Origin of the sequence: Psychromonas sp. L1A2, from assembly GCF_009828855.1 — a bacterium.
Lineage (GTDB): Bacteria > Pseudomonadota > Gammaproteobacteria > Enterobacterales > Psychromonadaceae > Psychromonas.
Genome location: NZ_WUAG01000001.1, coordinates 593819 through 614091, shown reverse-complemented (window position 1 = coordinate 614091; position 20273 = coordinate 593819). Strand labels below are relative to the sequence as shown.

Sequence of the window (20273 nt, the reverse complement as noted above, 5' to 3'; positions counted from 1 at the left end):
CAGGGCGTAAGTTAAAACAAGCAATCTAACATTTAAATAAGATCCCTTAAGATCATTAATAAATGCAAAGAGCTAGTGTGCTTGTTTATACATAGCAATAGGGATATTACAGGTAATTGTTTTTAGACGTTTAGAACAACTAGTAAGGCATAACTTAGAGACTTGTTGCTTTGACTCACTATTTAAACAACGAAAATCAGAAGCGCATAACACGCCCAGCTCGAATAAGTGCATTAACTTTTCTTCGTCTATTTCAATTTGAATCGTCATATCTGACTCCTCCATTTCCATGTGCTTTAATACTCCCTTATGAAAAAATATCTTATCGTCGCTTTAAATAAACTCGCCACACGTCATTCCCTACTCCATGTAATGATAATCACTATCATTTAAATAGTAAAGAGAGAATAATTGAAATGTGACTAAATTGTTAAGTAATTGCTGGTAAACTATTAAAAATAAGTCGTTAATAGATTAAAAATAATCAGCTAAATCATAAAGGTATAAATATAAAATGATATTTGAAACTCCTCTAAAAAAAGCAATATTAATAAAACGCTATAAACGGTTTTTAGCTGATGTAATCCTTGAAGATGGCACTGAAACCACCATTTATTGTGCAAATACAGGGGCAATGACCGGCTGTGCAGAACCAGGAGACAGTGTTTTTTACAGCACCTCTAATAATAAAAAACGTAAATACCAATACACATGGGAATTTACACTCACTCAAGCTGGCCATTGGATATGTGTGAACACCGCTAAGGCCAATGCATTGGTTGCAGAAGCGATTGAACAAAAAAAGATTCCAGAATTACTCGACTACCAACACTGTAAAGCTGAAGTGAAATATGGTGAAGAAAATAGTCGTATCGACTTTTTATTAACCGATGACCATAAAGCGAACTGTTATGTGGAAGTGAAGAGCTGCACCTTATTAGACGAGCGCAATCAAATTGGAGATGGATACTTTCCTGATGCAGTAACCACACGCGGGCAAAAGCATTTACGTGAATTAATTGAAATGAAACAACAAGGTTATCGCAGTATTCTTTTATTTGCAGTGTTACATTCAGGTATTGAACGAGTACAAGCAGCAGACTTTATTGATAAAAAATATGCAGACTTGTTTGAGCAAGCTAAAGAAGCTGGCGTGGAAGTGATTTGTTATTTCCCAGATTTAAGCGATGTTGTTAATCCATTAATCTAATTTAGATTAATGTTTTAGAGCAATGTTATAAAGGGTGATGCTATAAAGGGTGATGTTATTCACCGTTTAAAGGTAAATTATCAACGTGATTAACAGCTATGAAAACAATTAAAAGAACAACGACTGGAAACCTATTGGAGTAGCTGAAAAATCCTGCCTACCAACTGATTATTTTACCTCTATTTTTTTAAAAAAATAAAAAACAATAAAAACGGAAGCTCAGCGTCCGTTTTTAGATACTTTTTTAGAGCCGATACTGGACTTAAAATACTATAGTTAAAATAGTATCGTTAAAATCATAGCGTTAACTAAACGATTAAAGCGCAGCCAATACCGTTTCAGCAGTACTTGCTTCAAACTCACCAGCAGCTTCAACATTTAATAACGTCACTGTACCGTCTTCAATTACCATTGCGTAACGTTGTGAACGAATACCACCGAAACCTTCAGTGTCCATTGATAATCCTAATGCTTTAGTGAAGCTTGCATCACCGTCACCTAACATTAACAATTCAGAGGCATTATGTACTTCACCCCATGCTTTCATAACAAAGGCATCATTAACCGCAACACAAGCAATTAAATCAACGCCTTTTGCTTGTAACTTATCGGCAAGGACAACATAACCTGGTAAATGCGCTTCAGAACAAGTGGGGGTAAATGCACCTGGTACAGCAAATAAGACGACTTTTTTTCCAGCAAAAAGTTCTGTCACGTCATGCTTAACCATACCATCAGCAGTTAATTGGCTTAATGTTGCAGCGGGTAATTTTTGGCCTAATTCGATCATGTTATATCCTTTAATTGTGTTAACAATATTAGAGTAGAGAATATCTATTTAAATAATCATTAAACAGACGATGAAATTGTTCCTTTATAGGTCACAGTTTATCCTTAAAGTGACTCAATAAACACAGAATAAAATAAAGGCTATTATGCTCCAAACAATAAAATCATCACTAAAATAAACGCTTATTAATTCTACAGTAGAGATAGCATAGTAAAACGCCAAGGATAAGGGTAAACTCGCGCCTCAAAATAAAAATGAATCAAATAGATGGTGAAAAGTTATGAGTAGAAAAATCGAATTATTAGCCCCAGGTGGCGATGTTGACGCAATCAAAGCGGCGATAATTGCTGGCGCTAATGCCATTTATTGTGGTTTAGATATTTTTAATGCTCGTAACCGTGCTGCTAATCTTTCCTTTGATGATTTAGTCGGCATTATTAAGCTGGCACACGAATATGAATGTGAGGTTTTTCTCACACTAAACGTGGTGATTTTAGAGCATGAAATTCCAACGCTCACTAAACTATTAAACCAACTCGTGAACACCGGTATCGATGGCATCATTGTTCAGGACTTAGGCATTTTTAACTTGGTTAAAAAGTTTTTCCCAAGTTTACATATTCACGCATCAACACAGCTCACTACACACAATGAAGGGCAAATTTTATTCCTTGCTAAAATTGGGGCAACACGCGCTAATTTATCACGCGAATTGAACCTCACTGAGATCAAGATCCTCACTGCATTAGCACACGATAACGAAGTATTAACCGAAGTGTTTGTACACGGTGCATTATGTATCGCATTTTCAGGCCAATGTTACTCAAGCTCAGTAAGTGTTGGTAACTCAGGTAACCGTGGTCGCTGTAGCCAAGCTTGTCGTGATGAATATGAAGTCACTGCAGCAGGCAATAAATTCCCGCTTAATTTAAAAGATAACTCCGCGTGGTTTGATTTACCTGATTTAGTAGAAGCAGGCGTTGACTCATTAAAAATTGAAGGTCGTATTAAAGGCGCACAATACGTGCATACCGTCGTCGATAGCTGGCGCCAACAAATCAATACGTTTGTTGATACCGGTAAACTCTTAGCCGATGACTCTGCTTTATATAAAGTATTTAACCGTGATTTCACTAACTCATTTTTGAAAGGCAATTTAACTAAAGACATGTTTATCGACAATCCACGCGATAACAGCTTTACGCATGCCAATGAAAAAAATAATGCAATTTCAGTCGTACAAATTCAAGAAGTACAACAAGACTTACGTGACGATAAAAATAAAATTGTTGATGAAGTGGCCGCTAAAGTCGCCACCTTGAATATCGATAAAAGCGATTTATCATTAAGCTTCTCAGGGCAGTTGGATAAACCGTTCACCGTCACTATCGTGATTGATGAAAAAACCTTTATTGTAGAATCTAACTCAAAAATGATTGCTTCAGAGCAATCAGCAGTCACCTCAGACGCGATTGCTAAACGCTTTAAAAGCTTTAAAAATAGCCGCTATAACGTTGCTGAGTTTGATTTCTCACAACTGGCTGACAGCTTAACCATTCCATTTAAAGAATTAACAGACGTTAAAAACAAAGTGGCTTACTACCTTAATGGTGAGAAAGACGTGATTTCAGCGGTAACACTTCCACCGTTAACGTCGCACCCTAAATTAAATGAAACGCCTACGTTATCAATATTAATTAGCGATGAAAAAGATGCACACTTAGGTGACGTAACGAACGCAGATATCTACTTCAAACTACCTGAAAGCTTTAAAAAACGCTGTAACAAACAACGTGACATTTTAGCGCGTAATCCACGCTTTATTCCATGGTTTCCTGCGGTATTAATTGGTAAAGACTACATTGAAGCCGTGCGTATTTTAGAAGAACTAAAACCAGAACGCATCGTAACCAATAATACGGGTATCGCTTATAAAGCCTTTGAAATGGGTATTGAATGGATTGCAGGCCCGTTTTTAAACACCACTAACTCTTACGCATTATTAACCATGCAAGAAGAACTTAATTGTGCTGGTGCGTTTATTTCTAACGAGATAAACCGCAACCAAATCAAAAACATCAAACGCCCTGCTAACTTTAAAATGCTATACAGCATTTACCACCCAATATTGATGATGACTAGCCGTCAGTGTTTCTTCCAACAAACCGTTGGCTGTAACAAACCAAGCATTGAAGATGGTTGTATGCTGAAATGTCAAAAAGCGACAACGATTACCAACGTTAAAGGTATCTCTTTCGCCGTTGATAAGCAGTTAGGTGGTTACCCAAGCATTTACAACCACGAGCAGTTCTTGAATTTTGATGCAGTAAAAGACTTCTCTCATTTATTTGACGAGTTCTTTATCGACCTAACTGATATTGGTTCAGGCTCAAAAGAGAAACAAGATAAAGTGCAACTGATCAAACATTTTGAAGATTTCTTAGCGGGCGACCAGCAAGCAGCAGCAACGGTGACTGGCATGGTAACTGTCTCGACTAATGCGCAATATCAACAAGGTTTGTAAGCCAAGCTTAATAATATCAGCGTGCTAAACAATCTAATGAAGTTAATCGATAATAAGTCGATTAACTTCATACTTGCTTCTGTTGAGGGGTATCTGAAAGGGAAACTTGAGAGCGACGAGATTGAGTCATAAAAACTACCTCCTAGATGCAAAATAAGCATTTATAAAAGATAGTTTGAGAAGTTACATCTGCCAAAAGTTTAAGGCTGCCCAAAACTTTTTCAACTAATTAAGCGTAATAACATAAACGTCGGCCTACGTCGAAATTGCAACAGAAAATCGAACAGATAAGGCGACTGCAAAGGGCAAAGCAGCAGTTTGTGATGGAGATGTTAGATACGGACGGTGAGACCCAACAAGCGGTGTATTAAAAAGCCCGCGAATACGGGCTTTAATATCAAACGTTTAATTTACACTTATAGTTTTGAAAGTCACCAACTACATGAAGATATGAATTTGTGCCGTCTTTCAAATCAACACCTTCAAGGTACAAAATAGCGTCCCAGATCTCTTGCTCTTTTGATGCCGGCTCATATTCTAATTTGCCAACATCTTCAGCAACCTGCCGTTTCCTTGCCCAATCAGAAACATCCTCTCTTGAAAGCTTTCCACTAATCAAGTTATCTAAGACATTAATTACTTCGAGTAAACTAACTTTCATCTAAAACTTACCTATGTGATTACCGTTAGCGTCAAACTCATAATGGGTCTTAACATTATCAGCCCTTTGCGGCCTGACAATTCGAACTTTACCATTATGATCTACTGTTTCATGCCAAGTTCTTTTACTGCCTGTTGACGGTTCCCATTCTCGAACAACCCTTCGACCTGCCATCTCACCAGCTTTGTTAGCTGGAGATATATTCCCTGAGTAGCGAATTTTTCCGTTCTGTAATTCCTTAACTCCGCCTTGGCCATATTTCTTTGCTTGGTGAAGATGCTCTTTTAAATTAGATCCCTGTTTAGCACTGAAGGCTCCTCTATTTGTAACATCAGAACACCCTGACGTTCATCGTAGACAACAAAGCACATAACCCTAGTGATATCAGTATCTTAAAGCACTACACCACAGTACTTTAATTATATTATCTATTTTAAGCCCTAGGTGCACTTCTAGCTTAAAATGACGTACTTGTGCGTCTAATCAAGTATCAGTCCAGAAGCAGGGATTCTGGAAGACAAGCGGCTAAGAGATAAAGTAAAGCCCGCGACTGCGGACTCCAATAACTACAAAGTAATATCGTCAAGAATTTTTTGAAGCTTATCGGGATCAGCAGCATTACCAAAGTAATACTCTTTCCCGCCATCAGCTCTAAATTCTTCCGGAGTTTTCATCTCATAGAGGACATCATATTTTCCAGACAACAAATCCTCCAACTCATCAGCATCATTCCAAGTTGACACTCTAATGTAAGGGCCTGACTCACCGTTAATTAATACAACGATTCGCTCTCCTGTTTTTGAATCAATCATAATTTCACCAGTCAATGCTATCAAACCAATCTCGTTCTTCCTGAGTTGGTGCTCTTTTAGTACCTTTTTTATCCAAGGCATCATCAAACCGTTTTGGTCTCGTACGATCTGGCTTATAAGGATTAACTTCCGTTTCCTTAACTCGAGTTCTTGTCATATCGAACTCTGTGCCATCTCTATTTGTAATTTTCACACCAGGTTCGCCTGGCTGGCCGCCTAATCGAGTTGTATTGTTTGTTGTTCGGGTCGTGATTGTTCCAATTTTTACCTTGTTTGTAACAAATGACTAAGACATCATTTCTACATGTATACAAGCTCTAGTAAAAGCTAAGTCAATGTATTTATTGTCTAACGTATTTGCAACTATAAGTATAGTTCCCTCATCTTTGGTGATGTTTAATATCAAACTAATCACGCCCAAATTTGACTCCAATGAATTATAAGTATTTGAATCATGAAGCTTGCTTTTAGCTTGAACCCACTTTTCTATAACTAACTTGCATGGCTTCTCAACGAATTTGCCATTACAAAAACGATTCAGCAACTTCGTCAGAAAAATCGTATGTAAAAGAGTCCATTATAAAAACCTTTGTGTCATTGGATAGATATATGCGCGTCTAAACTTTTATGTGAGACTGGATTTAAATTCTTGTCAAAAGTACTTTTGTTACCACCTCGGTTAATGTGCATATGGTTGAATTTGGTTTTACCATGAGGTGGGTCAAGCCTAACTTTCCATTTCCCTCTCTGGAAATATTTCATTCCATTTCCATCAAAAATCTTTTTAAATCCTGCTCCTTCAAAACAAAAGTTTTGGCTGTCCAAAACTTTTACATTACACTCGTTAATAGTTAAAAATTTATTCAGAGTTGTTGATGTATCAACACTAACTGCGAATATTAATACATCACATCATTAGCGTTAACAAAAGCTAATAAGTTGTGACACCATCAAAACCTTCGTGATTTTGCATCCCTTCTTCAAAATCAGCGACTTTAATAAAATGAACACCCGTATATTTCATTTCACGGATATAATCAACAATACGTTGATGAAAAAAGATATGAAGTCCATCAAGCTTATCTATTTTAAATATTAACCGTTCATCTTCTGGTATTGCATTTAAAGCAGTTTCGGAAAGAGATGGTTTATCAACAGTATGATCATCGCCGTCTTCCCAATATTCTAAATCATCATCTATTACACTTTTATCAAAATCTAAACAATCTAGTCTTTTATAACAATGAATCACCGATAAATTTTCATGCCAGTTATCATCATCATCAATATAAACAGCAGGAAACACTTGGATACCAGGAATATTAAAATTTCGCAAAAATTTCATCATATCACTAGGTATAATCATTTCCCTTGAAATCAACATTATGTCAGGAATAGGCAGTTTAATTCCTTCTTTTTTATCCTCTTCCTTGTAGGCATTATGAAAAAACATCGGTCCATCAACAAGGTTTAGCTTTTTATGTCCACCACGGCGCATTGCAGATTTTTTATCCATCCCAACAAATAATTTACTGTCATCCATGGCTGCGAACGGGAGATAGTATTCTTGATCGTATTTACTCATTTTCCAGGCTCCAATTTGTAATTTTTTTTCTGTATATCTATTAACTGATCTTTAGGCGTTTTTAAGGCGTAATGATCTCGATTGCATGAACACACTTGGCCTTTACCATTATTCTTACGGTGATCGCCGACATTGCTTGCATTTGCACAACCAACATTACTTTTTGGTTTAAAAGCGACAGCTATATCTGTTAAATGAACCTCATAATCGATAACATATGAAATAACTAGACATCCATAAACTTTCACTCGCCTTGTAATGCTATTTTCATTGCTAGCAAATCAAAATACTAACTAAAATAGTTGGCGCTTTAGCGGTAAAATTTAAAATTAAATAAGGAATGAGAGTAATATTGATTTTTCAGACATGGAAAACATTGGCTGTTGCCAATAACAAATAATTGAGAGATTAACGAGGCAATGGGTTAATGCGTTCGTCGCAATTGGTTTTTACTGGCTATCCAACGTTTACCTGTATGGCTAGCAAATAAAGCTAATGCTTCCAAAGAGCCCACGGCACCTTGGTATTCCTTACCAAAGCTGCTCGCGAGTGATATCCAGGTGTCACCATCTAAACCGAGTTTGGTTAATAATCGGGGATGCTGGCTTGAAATTGCCCCCCGTTTATCTTCTCTGATAATTCGTCCACTCCAATCAACTAATTCAATATAATCCAATAATGAAAATGGCATACCTTGTGGGTTATCCTCATGTTCATCACCAACAAAACCAAATAGTGGCTTTTTATTAAATACCGGCTCAACATGTCACTCCTTTTGTGCGCGGTAATAAGAATGACAGTAACGATACACTCGCTATTTTTGAAGCCTCTTGCCGTCCATTTATTCGTTTTGTTCCTATTAAAACCATGGCACAACAAGAAGTATTAATACTGCATCGTTTACGTGAAAGATTATTGGGCACTCGAATAGCAACAAGCAATCAGTTACGCGGCGTACTCACTGATTTTGGTATTATCTTCCCAGTAGGCCATAAGGGATTTAATGAAAAACTCATTGATTTATGCTCAGATGAATCATTATCAGCGACATTGAGATGGTTAGTTAACGATGTTTATAGCGAATACCCACTGTTAAATAATCGTATTAAAACAATTGAAAAGAAATTAAAGTCAGAAATAGAGCGACATCCTTTAGGTAAGATTGTACTAAGTATACCTGGTATCGGTTATCTCAATGCCTCTGCTTTTATTGCCTCAATCGGTAACGGGCAAGCCTTTGCTAGTGCGAAAGATTTTGCCGTGTGGTTAGGTCTTACACCGAAACAATTTGCCTCTGGTAATAAAAGCATCATGACTGGCATCAGTAAACGAGGTGACCAGTATTTACGAACATTATTAATTCATGGTGCGCGTGCGATGATTAACCATGCAGGTAAAAAGCAAGATGCATTAAACCAATGGGTTTGCCAATTAAGAGAGCGAAAAAGCTTCAATTGCACAGCGGTTGCCACAGCACATAAGCTAGCACGCATTATGTGGACGTTGCTTCAAAAAAACAGTTATTACACGCCACAAATAGCAAAAGAAATAACACAATGATTCACCCGTTTTACTCTCTAGCGAAACCTGTTGTGGACAAAGGCCATGAGCCTGAATGGCTGTTTAGGTCGCTAGAGAGTGCTTAATTAAAAAGTATTAACTTCTCTAACCGTAGTTTAAAGATGAAAAGAAAAGGCTCAAGCTCGAATATATGTCAGAACGGTTTATTCAATAAACCCATTGAGTCAGTCATCGCAAGCGAGTTAATGAGAAGTATTTAAGGTTATAAAGTCTGACGAATATGAAACTATTTTCGTGTTCTGTATTAACTCGTCTTGACTACGAGAGAGCGTCCATATATGTCCAAAACTTTCTTTCAACTAATTAAGCGTAATAACATAAACGTCGGCCTGCGTCGAAATTGCAACAGCAAATCGAACAGGTAAGGCAATTGCCAAGAGCAAAGCAGCAGTTTGTGATGGAGATGCTAGATACGGTGATCCAACAAGCAGCGCATTAAAAAGCCCACTAATGCGGGCTTAGATATACTATTTAAGGCTTTTTAAGAAATCAGGATCTATCCAAGCAGATTCCACTTGGCCTTCCTTAAGCTCTACACTATCAGGGTCAAAAGGTTTCAATTTAGATAAAAAATCATAAACATCACTCCCTAGAAAGGTTTGATTTTCAGGCTCTTCGTGATCCCAAAAATAAATAGATGCATTTTTATCAAAATCAACAACCACATAGTTACCACCTTCTGCCCATGCGATTGGAAAAACATTTTCTCCAACATTATCTAAGTACTTTTGTTCCTCAATCATTTGAGAAATAGGAATCAACTTATTAACTCCTGATTCGTTTTTCTCATCAATTGAAAAAACATTCGTTTCTGGCTGAGCACCATTAAATTCTTGCAAATACTTCTTAAATTTTTCCGGCACAATAATACCGGTGCTTTGGACAAAGTAATCTATCTCACCTTGCAACAAAGCAACTGGATTCGAAAAATTAACACTCATAAATCACACTCCAACCCTATTGATTCCGCAAAATCGCTGCTCCCCCAGTATGACGAGCAGCGTTATGTATATCTTTAGATACTAATTGCATCGTCTTGGCATTTTCAACATGGTGCCAAACGTGCCCACTTGGAGTACTTTTCAGACCTACGGCTTTATTAGCCATTGCCGCATCTTTAGCGTAGTTACCAGTCAACCCTTTAATATCTACTTGAGCTTTAGCATGAGGTGAAAAATCTGGGAATCCTTGCTCATTAAATTTCACGCCAGAAGGATGAGTCTTACCAACATACTTACTATTAATTGGTTTCCGACCATTTATGAGCTTAACACCTCCACTCTTTGTAACATCGAAAAAATCACTTGGTTTAGGGGGTTTTCTTCCTATGAATCCAATGACTATACTACTAGTATACCAAGGATTAGCTTTAAATACAGCTACTCCTCTCTCTTCTTCTGGCGCAATTGATAGTCCTGGGTACTCTGTTGGGGTTGGTATACCATATTTTTCATTTATATACTTTCCGTACGGGTCATCCCCCAAAATACTTTTCAAAAAATCATTAAAAAGAGCTTTTGAATAACCTGTAAGATCATCAGTTATATTTGCACTATCAGTTTGTTCACTAGCACCTAAATTACCATTAGCGCCACCAGCCTGATTATTTTTTGAGCCTGTATTGTCACTTGCTGACGTACTTGTACCACCAAAGCTATTTTTGAATGAACTCCAAGCGCGAGAAACAGCGCTAGTAACAGCGTTAGAAAAAGACTCCCAACTGAACCCTGTCGGGTCGGTATATTTCAAGGGATTGTTCATCACATAAGAATAGCGATTAAAGCTGTTCGTCATAAACGGTGCTTGGATTTCTGGATCGGCGCTCATGAACCGCCCTAAAGTTTGGTCGTAAATACGCCCATTCATGTGGATCAACCCAACCTCTTCAATGTGTTCATGCCCTGTAAAACCACGGTTGGTAATTAAACGTAGATCCAATGCTCCTTTGTCATCCCAACGTATTGAACGTTTTTTACCCCATGGGTCAAAGCTACGCCGCTCTACTACGGCACCATAACCATCTGTGATTAAATCAACTGACCCAAGTGCATCGTAATGTAAATAACGAACTTGCTTATCTTTAAGTTTATTCGCCTTATCACGTACCTGTGTATTAAGTGCAATTAATTTACCATCGGCATAAATAAAATGCTTATGTTCTACTTCACCGTTAGTGAGATTGGTATTACGCTCATACAGTTTTTTAAAGTAGAGAGTTTCAATCGTTTCACCTTCTGTCACACTCTTTTTATAATAACGATCGTGATTGGCATCGTATTTGAATTCAACCGTGTTGTCATTACGAGTTATTTTTAGCGGTTTATTAAAATCACTCCATTCTAATTCACGCTCAATATCAGCAATTGACTCGGTACCTTGCTTTTCTTTTGTTGCAGATAATAAGTTACCTACTTTATCGTAATGATAATCTAGGTTATTGGCATTACTAACTGCATGAGGCGCCGTTCCACGATACTGGTAAGCACCAACATTACTTTTGTTCGTGATATTACCTAGTTTATCGTAACTAATTTTATTATTAACATTAAAGTCAGGATTGCTAATCCCGTGTAAATTAGGACTATCTAACACAATTTTATTATTGGTAAGCCTGTCAAGCCCATCATAATAAAAAGTATCTTGAATCCCTAACTCGCTGTCATAACGATACGTTACATTATTATGGTTATCATAACGATATTGTAACAAGCGAATGTTACTGCCTTTATTTGTTGTTTCTTTAATCCGATGATCAAAAACTTGGCTACCTTTATGTGTTGCAATATAGTCAGGACGCCCTGTTTTTTGGTTATGTTGGTAGGTATTTACTAACCCGTTCCCTAATGTTTCGGATAATGTATGGTCATAAGCATCGGTATCTTGGCGTTGCCAATAAGTGATATAAGCGGCATTGCTTTTTTCAGCATTTTTAGATTCGTTAAGTAGATTATCCAAATGCTGCCATTGACTATTTTCTTTCTTATTTGTGCACCCTTCTTGTTGTGAAGAATTCAATTCATCCCCAACAAGACGATCAGCTTGTTCGCAATATAAGCCACTAACCTTGCTTATTTCAACCAATAACGAAGTGATCTGCTCAGCTAAATCGGCATAATACTTATAACGTTCATTAGCAATAGCAGTCGCATTACTTACTTCTGTCGCAAGTGATAATAACGATGTTCGAGTTGTTTTATCTGCCTTTGCTGCAAATAACTGATTGTTAGTTATTAGTTCTTTTTGTCCGTTGTTATCACTATCAATAAACAGTGTATCATCAGCTTTCGTCAAATTAGCATTATTAAAAATGTCTAAAGAAACGGCATCGATTTCTGCATCATATAAACGTTTACCTGGTGTACTGCTATTATATTGGGTTTCAAGCCGATATACTTCATCACCAACCAGCATTTTCACAGGAACAGAGATAGGCCCATGAAGCGATAACCAAACTGATGGCCTTAAATAACAAACACCATCATCCGAACACCATTTTTGATATTGTTCATTGTTAGCCAAGAGCTGTTGACCTGTTTCATCTAACCTATGTACCTCTATTTTATCAACGTTGTATTCTTTCGCTTTATTCTTTAAAAAATTTTCTTCATTTTTATAATAGGTTGCTTTACCAACATACTCTTTTGCAACAATTAACGCATCATCCATTAACTGCTTAATACTATTGCGATATTTTGCACTCGCAAATGTGTTATCAGCCGCTGTTTTGGGACTACGTACCCGTGTCATATACCCCATTGAGTTATATGTATATTGCAAATTAAGTTGGTCATCGTCACTATCACCATTTGGACGAAGTTCACTTCTCAGGCGACCATAGTTATCATATTGGTATTCAGTTGAAAGGGTTTCACTAGAACTAGTCATGCTGACTTTATTAACAAGTTCAAATTTCCCATAGGTATATTTAGTTAAATTACCATGACCACTATGCGAACTTAATGTACCGAGAATCGGTTTATCATAACTCCAATGAGATGTTTGCTTGTCTTCATTTTGCGCAGTTTTACGTCCAAGTTTATCATAGACAATATTAGTTACTTTACCGTTAGCATCCTTTTTATATAACAACTCCCCTGCAGCATTATATTTATAAGTCCAATTCCCCATATCAGGATCAATCAATTGACTTCGATGTCCTAAATTATCGTATTTGATTTGTGTTTTGTTGTTACTTGAATCAGTACTTGTTTTAAGTTTTCCATCTGGATAATAAGAATAGGTTTGAGATGCGCCGTGTGGTTCAATCTTTGTTAAAATATAGCCTAAAACGTTTTTAATCGTTGTATGTTTGTAACCACGTGCATCAGTTATTACGGTTTTTAACCTATCGTAATTTGTTGTATAGGTTGCACTTCCGCCATTAGCCGCAGGTTCCGTTTTTTTTATTTCCCTATTACGTTCATCATATTCAAAATAAACAGTCGCTTCGATACTATTTTTTTTGAAGCTAGGTCTTGTTGTACTTAACTTGCGACCATTTCTATCCCATTGGGTATCTTGATAAATCCAACGACCATTAAATCCTTGGTGGGCATTTCTTATTTCTTTACCTTCATAATCAAACTGAGTAACCATATCACCTTGGCTAGCAGATTTTGCAATAATACAGCTAACCGTTTGTTTATGTACATTAGGGCAATTGGCACCTAATTTATAAGTGTATGTAAGTGTATTACCAAAGCCCTGTTTACTCTCTTCAATAACCCTATCAAATTTATCATACTTCCAAGTACTTACTTTTTTACCACTAGGACTGACTTGTTTGACGAGTTGACCATTACGTTGTTCGTATTCTAATAACGTTTTATGCCCTAACGCGTTAATACTTGCTCGAGGATTAACACCAGATCCAGCATAAAGGGTAGATATTGTCCGAGGTGTTAAACCAGTACCACTAAAGGTTTCTGAAATAACATTACCATATTCATCATAGCCATAACTGCTTTTAGCATATTTCCCGTTACTTCCCCCATAACTACCACCATGGTTATAAACAGAGGATAAAAGCCCATTTTTTAGGTATTCCATAGTGTTCTTAAAGGTAATATTTCCTTCACCACTATTAATTGACACAATACTACTTTTTAGTGCACCTAATTTCCAAAAATCATTCGAAGACTCTGTGATTAGCTCTTGAGTGATGAAGGAGTTTTGAGTTGACTCTAATTGTTTTGATGAATCATTTTGTAAATTAAAATTACCGCATGGATAAACATTATCATGTAGGGCATCATTTAGATTAGATTTTTGTAAATCGCCTGAAATGATGGTATTTTCGGGAAAAGTGTTATTAGAAGATATTTTCTTAAATTGGTAGTATTGAGGGTAACGCTTAACAACTATCGGTATATTGATGATGCCAGCTATAATATTGACTTTATCTTTAGCTTTTAAATAAATATTGCCACTATCTGAACAAAACTTTTCAATGCCTGCTTCAGATTGTGGAATGGTTTTAAAATTAATTACAGATGTTGGGGATAATTTTAAAATTTGATGATATGTATTTTCTCCTTTTGACTCGAAAGTATTAATTATTTTTTTAATATAAGGAGCATCAGATTTACCACCTACTATTGTCATAGTATTTTCAGTTTTATTACCAAAAATATCCATTAATATTTCTTCTGTTATTTTTTTTTCAATAGCTCCATTTAAAGCAAAAAATTCTGTGCCAACTTTATTAGGGTAAACTTGATAATAATTTGCATTAACACCTTTTTTTCTAAGAACTCGGTAGCCAATGTTTTGTCTTGAAATTAACTTATTATTTCGTCTAATACTTACTTTAGACAGTTCCCCTATTTTTGCTAGATCTAATTGTTCGAATTCACGTGTTGTCACCGTTGTCATCTCAGCTTTCTCAGTTTCAACAATGCTAGAAAAACCTAAAAAACCACCACCTTTTAAATGACTTTTTGCCCCCGTGTATTGATAATCATAAATAATGTTACTATAGCCTTTCGGTGTTTTAACAACATTGGAAACAACATATTTTTGAGGAGTGCTATTCACAAAAGGAAATTTATAATACTTAACTTGTTTATGCACAGTCTGATCGACTAACGGTTTGTAATTAATGTTGTAATGCTTACTATATTCACTAATAGTAATTATTTTGTCTTGCACACTCGCGATAGATTTACGTAATACTGTTTTACCGTTAAACGTACGAATAATATCTAACCAACCATCACTGTTGATGTCTGAAAATTGCATTGCACCTGTTTTACCTGCAGAATAATTTAAACCACTCCAAGCTTCTCTTCCATTTATAGTACCGAATTTATTCAGATAGAATTGGCCGTTATAATAAAGTTCTGGGTAACCATCATTATTCATATCTGCAAAATATGAATTAATTTTTTCAGAAGCGTTCATTTTTTTGAATGCGAAACTTTGATGTTTTACGAATTGTTTACCATTAAATAAATAAATAACTTTTGCAAGAGGGTTATTAGTTATAACATCTAGATAGCCATCGTTATTAATATCAATAAAATCCAAGTCCTTATTGATATTCGGAGATATTATAAGGCGGTTAGTACCCGCTAATTTAAGATTAATCTGACCATTTTTAATAGTTAATATATCAGCCCGCCCATCACCATTAAAGTCAACAACAGTATTTGAAGCTGATGTTGCTGTTTCTTTACCATCACCATTAAAGTCAGCATAGGCATGTAAATCACAAACAGCAGTCAGAATTCCATCATTATATTTACGATAATATTTCGCTTGACAACCGTGTCTAAAGGTTTTGTAAGAAGGGTTATTCATTACTCCTGATAATGCATGATTGCGAGTAGCAGTTTTACGCGTTCTAGATCTATTAGGGGCAATTAAGTTCATAATTACATCATTATTTCGTGATTCACGATTAATAATTCCGTATATTGAGAAAAAACCATCACCATTCCTATCAATAAAATGAGGTTCAAAAAACGATTTTTCTTCATTGATGAAAGAGCCTGCTTTTTTTGTTTTCCAATCGAAACTAATCTCTGAACTACAACCATCAGAAACACACAAGTCAATCGCACTTATTAAACTTCGATTGGTAGCATCTGAATAGATATATTTAATATTATAACTTTTAACTAATTCATTATTTTGATCTCTACTAACAATACTTTTGATTCGTTTATTACGAGTTAATTTCTGCCCTGCCAAGTATTGAGTAACCTTGTCTGCGCGTGTTTCATAGTTAAACTTAATCTCCCCACCTTCATAGGTGATGAGATCTAAATGATGGCTTTTACCTACAGTTATATTATTAAAGCTCTCGTCATAATGATAAAAAATATGATTTTCGCCACTAATATCGGTACTTTTATTAAGTGCCCATTTATAAATATTTTTCGTTGTAGGGAGCTCTACTTTAGCATCTGATGTAACGCCATATTCTAAAACCCCCCCTGTTTTAGGCCATATTTTAAAATAGCTAGGACCACTACCCGAATTACCATAAGAAACAATTTTTGCATAGCCATTCTTTTCTACTCGATATTCTGTTGAGTTGGCACCATTGTAACCTGTAATTGCAATTAAGCGCTGCCCGTCTAAACAGTATCTATCTTCTGCATCGAAGTTAACTCCACCCCACACGCCATCTTTTTCTAAATTTTGTCCACAATGAGTGATTACAGAACTAGCTTGTAATTGCCATCCCATGCCTAAGTAACCGTTGCTCATATCACTATTATAAACCAAACTAATATGAGGTGTGTGCCCTGCTCTTCCAGGAATTATTTCTATAGGTAATTCATATATTGCCTTTCCTCCTTCCACCATCAAATTTCCTGACAGTTCAAATTGAGCACTTCCCGAAGAAGTATAATTAACTGCATTTGCACTTGAGATAAAAAATACTACAGCACAGAGAGAGACAACTCTTAATAATAAAATTTTCCCAATAAAGCTCCCCAAATAATTAGAGCTAAAAGGTAACATCTGTTTATTAAAATTAAACATAATACAATCCATTGTTTATGATATTGAAGTGCTATTTAAAAGCAGTATTCGAAATATTTTTTTCTAATTTTTTTATTTCAAATAAAAGTTGCTGTAGCTTTTCATCTTCATTTGTATTGGTAAATTCTTGACGTTCTAGAGAAGTAATAAAAGTTTCATGTGAAATATTATCTTTCGGCTCTTCAATTGGTTCTAGGATAGAAAAAGACTGTGCCATTAATTGTTGTAACTTTATAACTGGCGACGGATAATTCGCTTCATCGCTTAGTTCTTTTAATTTTTCTATTTTAAGCTCTTTACTTTCATTAAGTGGCACTATTTCTTCCCTTACAACTGTATTTGAATATAGAAAACAAACTACTCCGAAAGAAATAATAATAGCGACAATAAATATATAACGTATATGTTTATTTATTTGCATATAGAGCCTAAAATATTAATTAATTAAAGCTTTAAATATTATCGAGATAAACGGATATAATCACCATCGATACGATATATAATTGAACCTTTAGCTACACCACAAACAGTAAATGCATTATCCCAGTTGCCTGAAGCTTTGATTTTAATAACACTCTCTTGCGAATAAGCCATATAGATCAATGAAGTGGCAATATTATTATCATAAGAATTCCCTGTTTTAAAATAATCAGCATAGATACCAAACCATTGATTATTCACTTTAAATTGTAATGTTTTTACCCACTTATCTCCTCCCAATTCACACAATATAATTTCATCTATAGTGCCAACTGTTTCTGCTGAGTGACTCAATGAGCTAAATGCACTGAAAGTCATTGTAATTAACGCTAATACTTTAAATTTCATCAACAATATCCTTATTATTATTAGATTTTCTAGAATATTACAAATATGCAAGAAATGTGCAAGAAATATAAATAAAACATATAAAAAAAAGACAAAGAGCCGTAAAAAAGTGACGTGAGTCACTAAAAAATTAAAATAAAAAAGGCCAAGTACGAAGTAGTTGGCCTGTTGTTAATATTAGTTACTTATTAACTCAGTAACTATAAACTAAGCTACTTCTGCAATTTTAGCGACAGGAGCAGGTGTTCTGATCAAGTGTTCAAAGGCACTTAGACTTGCTTTTGAACCTTCGCCCATTGCAATAATGATTTGCTTGTAAGGTACCGTTGTTAAGTAACCAAAAATAGCTGGACATAGAAAAAATGGACATCCATAAACTTTCACTCGCCTCATAATGCTATTTTCATTGCTAGCAAATCAAAATACTAACTAAAATAGTTGGCACTTTAGCGGTAAAACTTAAAATTAAATAAGGGGTGGGAGTAATATTGATTTTTCAGGCATGGAAAACATTGGCCGTTGCCAATAACAAATAATTGAGAGATTACCGAGGCGATTGGTTAATGTGTTCGTCGCAATTGGTTTTTACTGGCTATCCAACGTTTACCTGTATGGCTAGCAAATAAAGCTAATGCTTCCAAAGAGCCCACGGCACCTTGGTATTCCTTACCAAAGCTGCTCGCGAGTGATATCCAGGTGTCACCATCTAAACCGAGTTTGGTTAATAATCGGGGATGCTGGCTTGAAATTGCCCCCCGTTTATCTTCTCTGATAATTCGTCCACTCCAATCAACTAATTCAATATAATCCAATAATGAAAATGGCATACCTTGTGGGTTATCCTCATGTTCATCACCAACAAAACCAAATAGTGGCTTTTTCTTAACATGGTAGCTTAATAGTTCTTCTTGTTGCTGAGCAACACCAACTTTTTTGCAAGGTAATAGGCGCTCATAAGCGGATGTATATTCTGACGTTTCGACACTATCACTCATTTTGGCGCGGACAGGGTTTAAATCGACATAAGCCATACAAGCTAACAAAGCATCTTCATCAAGGAGTGCTTGAGACTTAAACCTTCCTTCCCAAAATCGACCTGAGCATGCATCTTCTTTATTCGCTTTGCGCGCAACAAATTCATTTAAACAACGCATAAACCATGAAATATCAGCTAACCGCCCTCTCCACCCATTAATAACCTCAAGTGCGGCTTTATTTTCTGCTTCTGACACCGTTAACGCATTTTGCCAACGTTCAATTAAAACGGGCTTTGAATACAGCTGACACCAACGTTCACACACATCTTCATGACTTAAATTTTCATTAAGTATTTCATCAACATGCAATACAAGATGATAGTGATTCGACATAATAGCGTAAGCACAAATATCAATATTAAAGAGTGAGGCAAGGCAATGCATTCGCTCAACAACCCACTGCCGCCTATGTTCAAATGATTTTTCGGTGTATTTATCTTCTCCGCATAAATAAGCACGACGAACACAGCGTGAAATACAGTGATAGTAAGGGGTATCTGAAAGGGAAACTTGAGAGCTGCGAGATTGAGTCATAAAACTACCTCCTAGATGCAAAATAAGCATCTATAAAAGATAGTTTGAGAAGTTACATTAGTCAAAAGTTTATGGCTGTCCAGAACTTTTGTTTCAGGTTCAAAAGAGAAGCAAGATAAAGTGCAATTAATTAAGCACTTTGAAGATTTCTTAGCGGGAGATCAGCAAGCAGCAGCAACGGTGACTGGCATGGTTACAGTCTCGACTAATGCGCAATATCAGCAAGGTTTGTAAGCTAAGCTTAATAATATCAGCGTGCTAAACAATCTAATGAAGTTAATCGATAATAAGTCGATTAACTTCATACTTGCTTCTGTTGAGGGCTATCTGAAAGGGAAACTTGAGAGCGACGAGATTGAGTCATAAAAACTAACTCCTAGATGCAAAATAAGCATCTATAAAAGATAGTTTGAGCAGTTACATCAGTCAAAAGTTTATGGCTGTCCAGAATTTTAACACAAGCCTTGCTGGTATTGCCTTTACTTCATGCCCCTGAGCTTTCGCAAAACGAGCCCAGTAATGTGTACCACCACATGACTCCATTGCAACAAGAGATTTTTTTTCTAGAGTTAAAATTTCTTTTAATCTTTTACGATTAACAGCTTTATTGTAAATAACATTTCCAAAACTATCTGTTTTACAAACTTGAAAAACTGTTTTAGCTAAATCGATCGCGAGAACACCATACTTATTCATATAAGACTCCTTTAATTGCT

At 35.9% G+C, this 20273-nt stretch carries 16 protein-coding genes and 1 pseudogene; 3 read left to right on the top strand and 14 right to left on the bottom strand.

Annotation, left to right across the window (positions count from 1 at the left end):
• Positions 1–72: 72 nt before the first annotated feature.
• A complete protein-coding gene (locus GQR59_RS02685) occupies positions 73–270 on the bottom strand; it encodes a hypothetical protein (RefSeq protein ID WP_081695375.1) in 198 nt (65 codons plus the stop codon).
• Positions 271–514: 244 nt separating this feature from the next.
• Here GQR59_RS02685 and sfsA point away from each other — a divergent pair, with 244 nt between their 5' ends.
• Positions 515–1210, top strand: a complete 696-nt coding sequence (gene sfsA / locus GQR59_RS02680) for a DNA/RNA nuclease SfsA (protein WP_160060597.1) — start codon at positions 515–517, stop codon at positions 1208–1210.
• A gap of 316 nt (positions 1211–1526) precedes the next feature.
• On the opposite strand, the gene GQR59_RS02675 is transcribed toward sfsA, so the two are convergent.
• Positions 1527–2000 carry a peroxiredoxin gene (locus tag GQR59_RS02675; protein WP_160060596.1) on the bottom strand — a complete coding sequence of 158 codons (474 nt, stop codon included), beginning with the start codon at positions 1998–2000 and terminating at the stop codon, positions 1527–1529.
• Positions 2001–2280: 280 nt separating this feature from the next.
• On the opposite strand from GQR59_RS02675, the gene GQR59_RS02670 reads away from it, so the two are divergent.
• Positions 2281–4524 carry a peptidase U32 family protein gene (locus GQR59_RS02670; RefSeq protein WP_160060595.1) on the top strand — a complete coding sequence of 748 codons (2244 nt, stop codon included), beginning with the start codon at positions 2281–2283 and terminating at the stop codon, positions 4522–4524.
• Between the two features lie 397 nt (positions 4525–4921).
• Here the strand turns inward: GQR59_RS02670 and GQR59_RS02665 are convergent, their stop codons facing one another.
• The 5 genes from GQR59_RS02665 to GQR59_RS02645 form a co-directional block, all read right to left on the bottom strand.
• Positions 4922–5185 (bottom strand): hypothetical protein, encoded by a 264-nt coding sequence (locus tag GQR59_RS02665; protein WP_160060594.1) that lies wholly within the window; start codon positions 5183–5185, stop codon positions 4922–4924.
• A 566-nt stretch (positions 5186–5751) separates the two neighbouring features.
• On the bottom strand, positions 5752–5997 hold the full coding sequence (locus GQR59_RS02660; RefSeq protein WP_160060593.1) for a hypothetical protein: 246 nt from the start codon (positions 5995–5997) through the stop codon (positions 5752–5754).
• Positions 5998–6001: 4 nt separating this feature from the next.
• Positions 6002–6154: a hypothetical protein gene (locus GQR59_RS18440; RefSeq protein WP_201288003.1), complete on the bottom strand. Its 153-nt coding sequence runs from the start codon at positions 6152–6154 to the stop codon at positions 6002–6004.
• Positions 6155–6928: 774 nt separating this feature from the next.
• Positions 6929–7582, bottom strand: a complete 654-nt coding sequence (locus tag GQR59_RS02650) for a hypothetical protein (protein WP_160060592.1) — start codon at positions 7580–7582, stop codon at positions 6929–6931.
• Between the two features lie 424 nt (positions 7583–8006).
• Positions 8007–8273, bottom strand: a complete 267-nt coding sequence (locus GQR59_RS02645; RefSeq protein WP_160060591.1) for a hypothetical protein — start codon at positions 8271–8273, stop codon at positions 8007–8009.
• Positions 8274–8332: 59 nt separating this feature from the next.
• Here GQR59_RS02645 and GQR59_RS02640 point away from each other — a divergent pair.
• Positions 8333–9142, top strand: a pseudogene (locus tag GQR59_RS02640) (IS110 family transposase); the annotation flags it as partial.
• A gap of 488 nt (positions 9143–9630) precedes the next feature.
• On the opposite strand, the gene GQR59_RS02635 reads toward GQR59_RS02640, so the two are convergent.
• The 7 genes from GQR59_RS02635 to GQR59_RS02605 form a co-directional block, all read right to left on the bottom strand.
• Positions 9631–10104, bottom strand: a complete 474-nt coding sequence (locus GQR59_RS02635) for an SMI1/KNR4 family protein (protein ID WP_160060589.1) — start codon at positions 10102–10104, stop codon at positions 9631–9633.
• Between the two features lie 16 nt (positions 10105–10120).
• Positions 10121–17158, bottom strand: coding sequence for an RHS repeat-associated core domain-containing protein (locus GQR59_RS02630; protein ID WP_160060588.1), 7038 nt, complete (start codon positions 17156–17158; stop codon positions 10121–10123).
• A 31-nt stretch (positions 17159–17189) separates the two neighbouring features.
• Complete coding sequence (locus GQR59_RS02625; protein WP_160060587.1) at positions 17190–17579, bottom strand: hypothetical protein; 390 nt, start codon at positions 17577–17579, stop codon at positions 17190–17192.
• 38 nt (positions 17580–17617) lie between these two features.
• Entirely contained in the window at positions 17618–17986 is a 369-nt protein-coding gene (locus GQR59_RS02620) for a hypothetical protein (RefSeq protein ID WP_160060586.1), read from the bottom strand.
• 207 nt (positions 17987–18193) lie between these two features.
• Positions 18194–18370 carry a hypothetical protein gene (locus tag GQR59_RS02615; protein ID WP_160060585.1) on the bottom strand — a complete coding sequence of 59 codons (177 nt, stop codon included), beginning with the start codon at positions 18368–18370 and terminating at the stop codon, positions 18194–18196.
• Between the two features lie 176 nt (positions 18371–18546).
• A complete protein-coding gene (locus GQR59_RS02610; protein ID WP_160060584.1) occupies positions 18547–19557 on the bottom strand; it encodes a transposase in 1011 nt (336 codons plus the stop codon).
• A gap of 426 nt (positions 19558–19983) precedes the next feature.
• On the bottom strand, positions 19984–20253 hold the full coding sequence (locus GQR59_RS02605; protein ID WP_160060583.1) for a hypothetical protein: 270 nt from the start codon (positions 20251–20253) through the stop codon (positions 19984–19986).
• Between the last annotated feature and the right edge of the window lie 20 nt (positions 20254–20273).

Excerpts from the sequence above, each read along its gene's own strand:
- GQR59_RS02670 (WP_160060595.1), top strand. The coding sequence starts at position 2,281 with ATGAGTAGAAAAATCGAATTATTAGCCCCAGGTGGCGATGTTGACGCA.
- GQR59_RS02625 (WP_160060587.1), bottom strand. The coding sequence starts at position 17,579 with ATGCAAATAAATAAACATATACGTTATATATTTATTGTCGCTATTATT.
- sfsA (WP_160060597.1), top strand. The coding sequence starts at position 515 with ATGATATTTGAAACTCCTCTAAAAAAAGCAATATTAATAAAACGCTAT.
- GQR59_RS02665 (WP_160060594.1), bottom strand. The coding sequence starts at position 5,185 with ATGAAAGTTAGTTTACTCGAAGTAATTAATGTCTTAGATAACTTGATT.
- GQR59_RS02620 (WP_160060586.1), bottom strand. The coding sequence starts at position 17,986 with ATGAAATTTAAAGTATTAGCGTTAATTACAATGACTTTCAGTGCATTT.
- GQR59_RS02650 (WP_160060592.1), bottom strand. The coding sequence starts at position 7,582 with ATGAGTAAATACGATCAAGAATACTATCTCCCGTTCGCAGCCATGGAT.
- GQR59_RS02605 (WP_160060583.1), bottom strand. The coding sequence starts at position 20,253 with ATGAATAAGTATGGTGTTCTCGCGATCGATTTAGCTAAAACAGTTTTT.
- GQR59_RS18440 (WP_201288003.1), bottom strand. The coding sequence starts at position 6,154 with ATGACAAGAACTCGAGTTAAGGAAACGGAAGTTAATCCTTATAAGCCA.
- GQR59_RS02675 (WP_160060596.1), bottom strand. The coding sequence starts at position 2,000 with ATGATCGAATTAGGCCAAAAATTACCCGCTGCAACATTAAGCCAATTA.
- GQR59_RS02630 (WP_160060588.1), bottom strand. The coding sequence starts at position 17,158 with ATGTTTAATTTTAATAAACAGATGTTACCTTTTAGCTCTAATTATTTG.
- GQR59_RS02610 (WP_160060584.1), bottom strand. The coding sequence starts at position 19,557 with ATGACTCAATCTCGCAGCTCTCAAGTTTCCCTTTCAGATACCCCTTAC.
- GQR59_RS02660 (WP_160060593.1), bottom strand. The coding sequence starts at position 5,997 with ATGATTGATTCAAAAACAGGAGAGCGAATCGTTGTATTAATTAACGGT.
- GQR59_RS02635 (WP_160060589.1), bottom strand. The coding sequence starts at position 10,104 with ATGAGTGTTAATTTTTCGAATCCAGTTGCTTTGTTGCAAGGTGAGATA.
- GQR59_RS02685 (WP_081695375.1), bottom strand. The coding sequence starts at position 270 with ATGACGATTCAAATTGAAATAGACGAAGAAAAGTTAATGCACTTATTC.
- GQR59_RS02645 (WP_160060591.1), bottom strand. The coding sequence starts at position 8,273 with ATGCCATTTTCATTATTGGATTATATTGAATTAGTTGATTGGAGTGGA.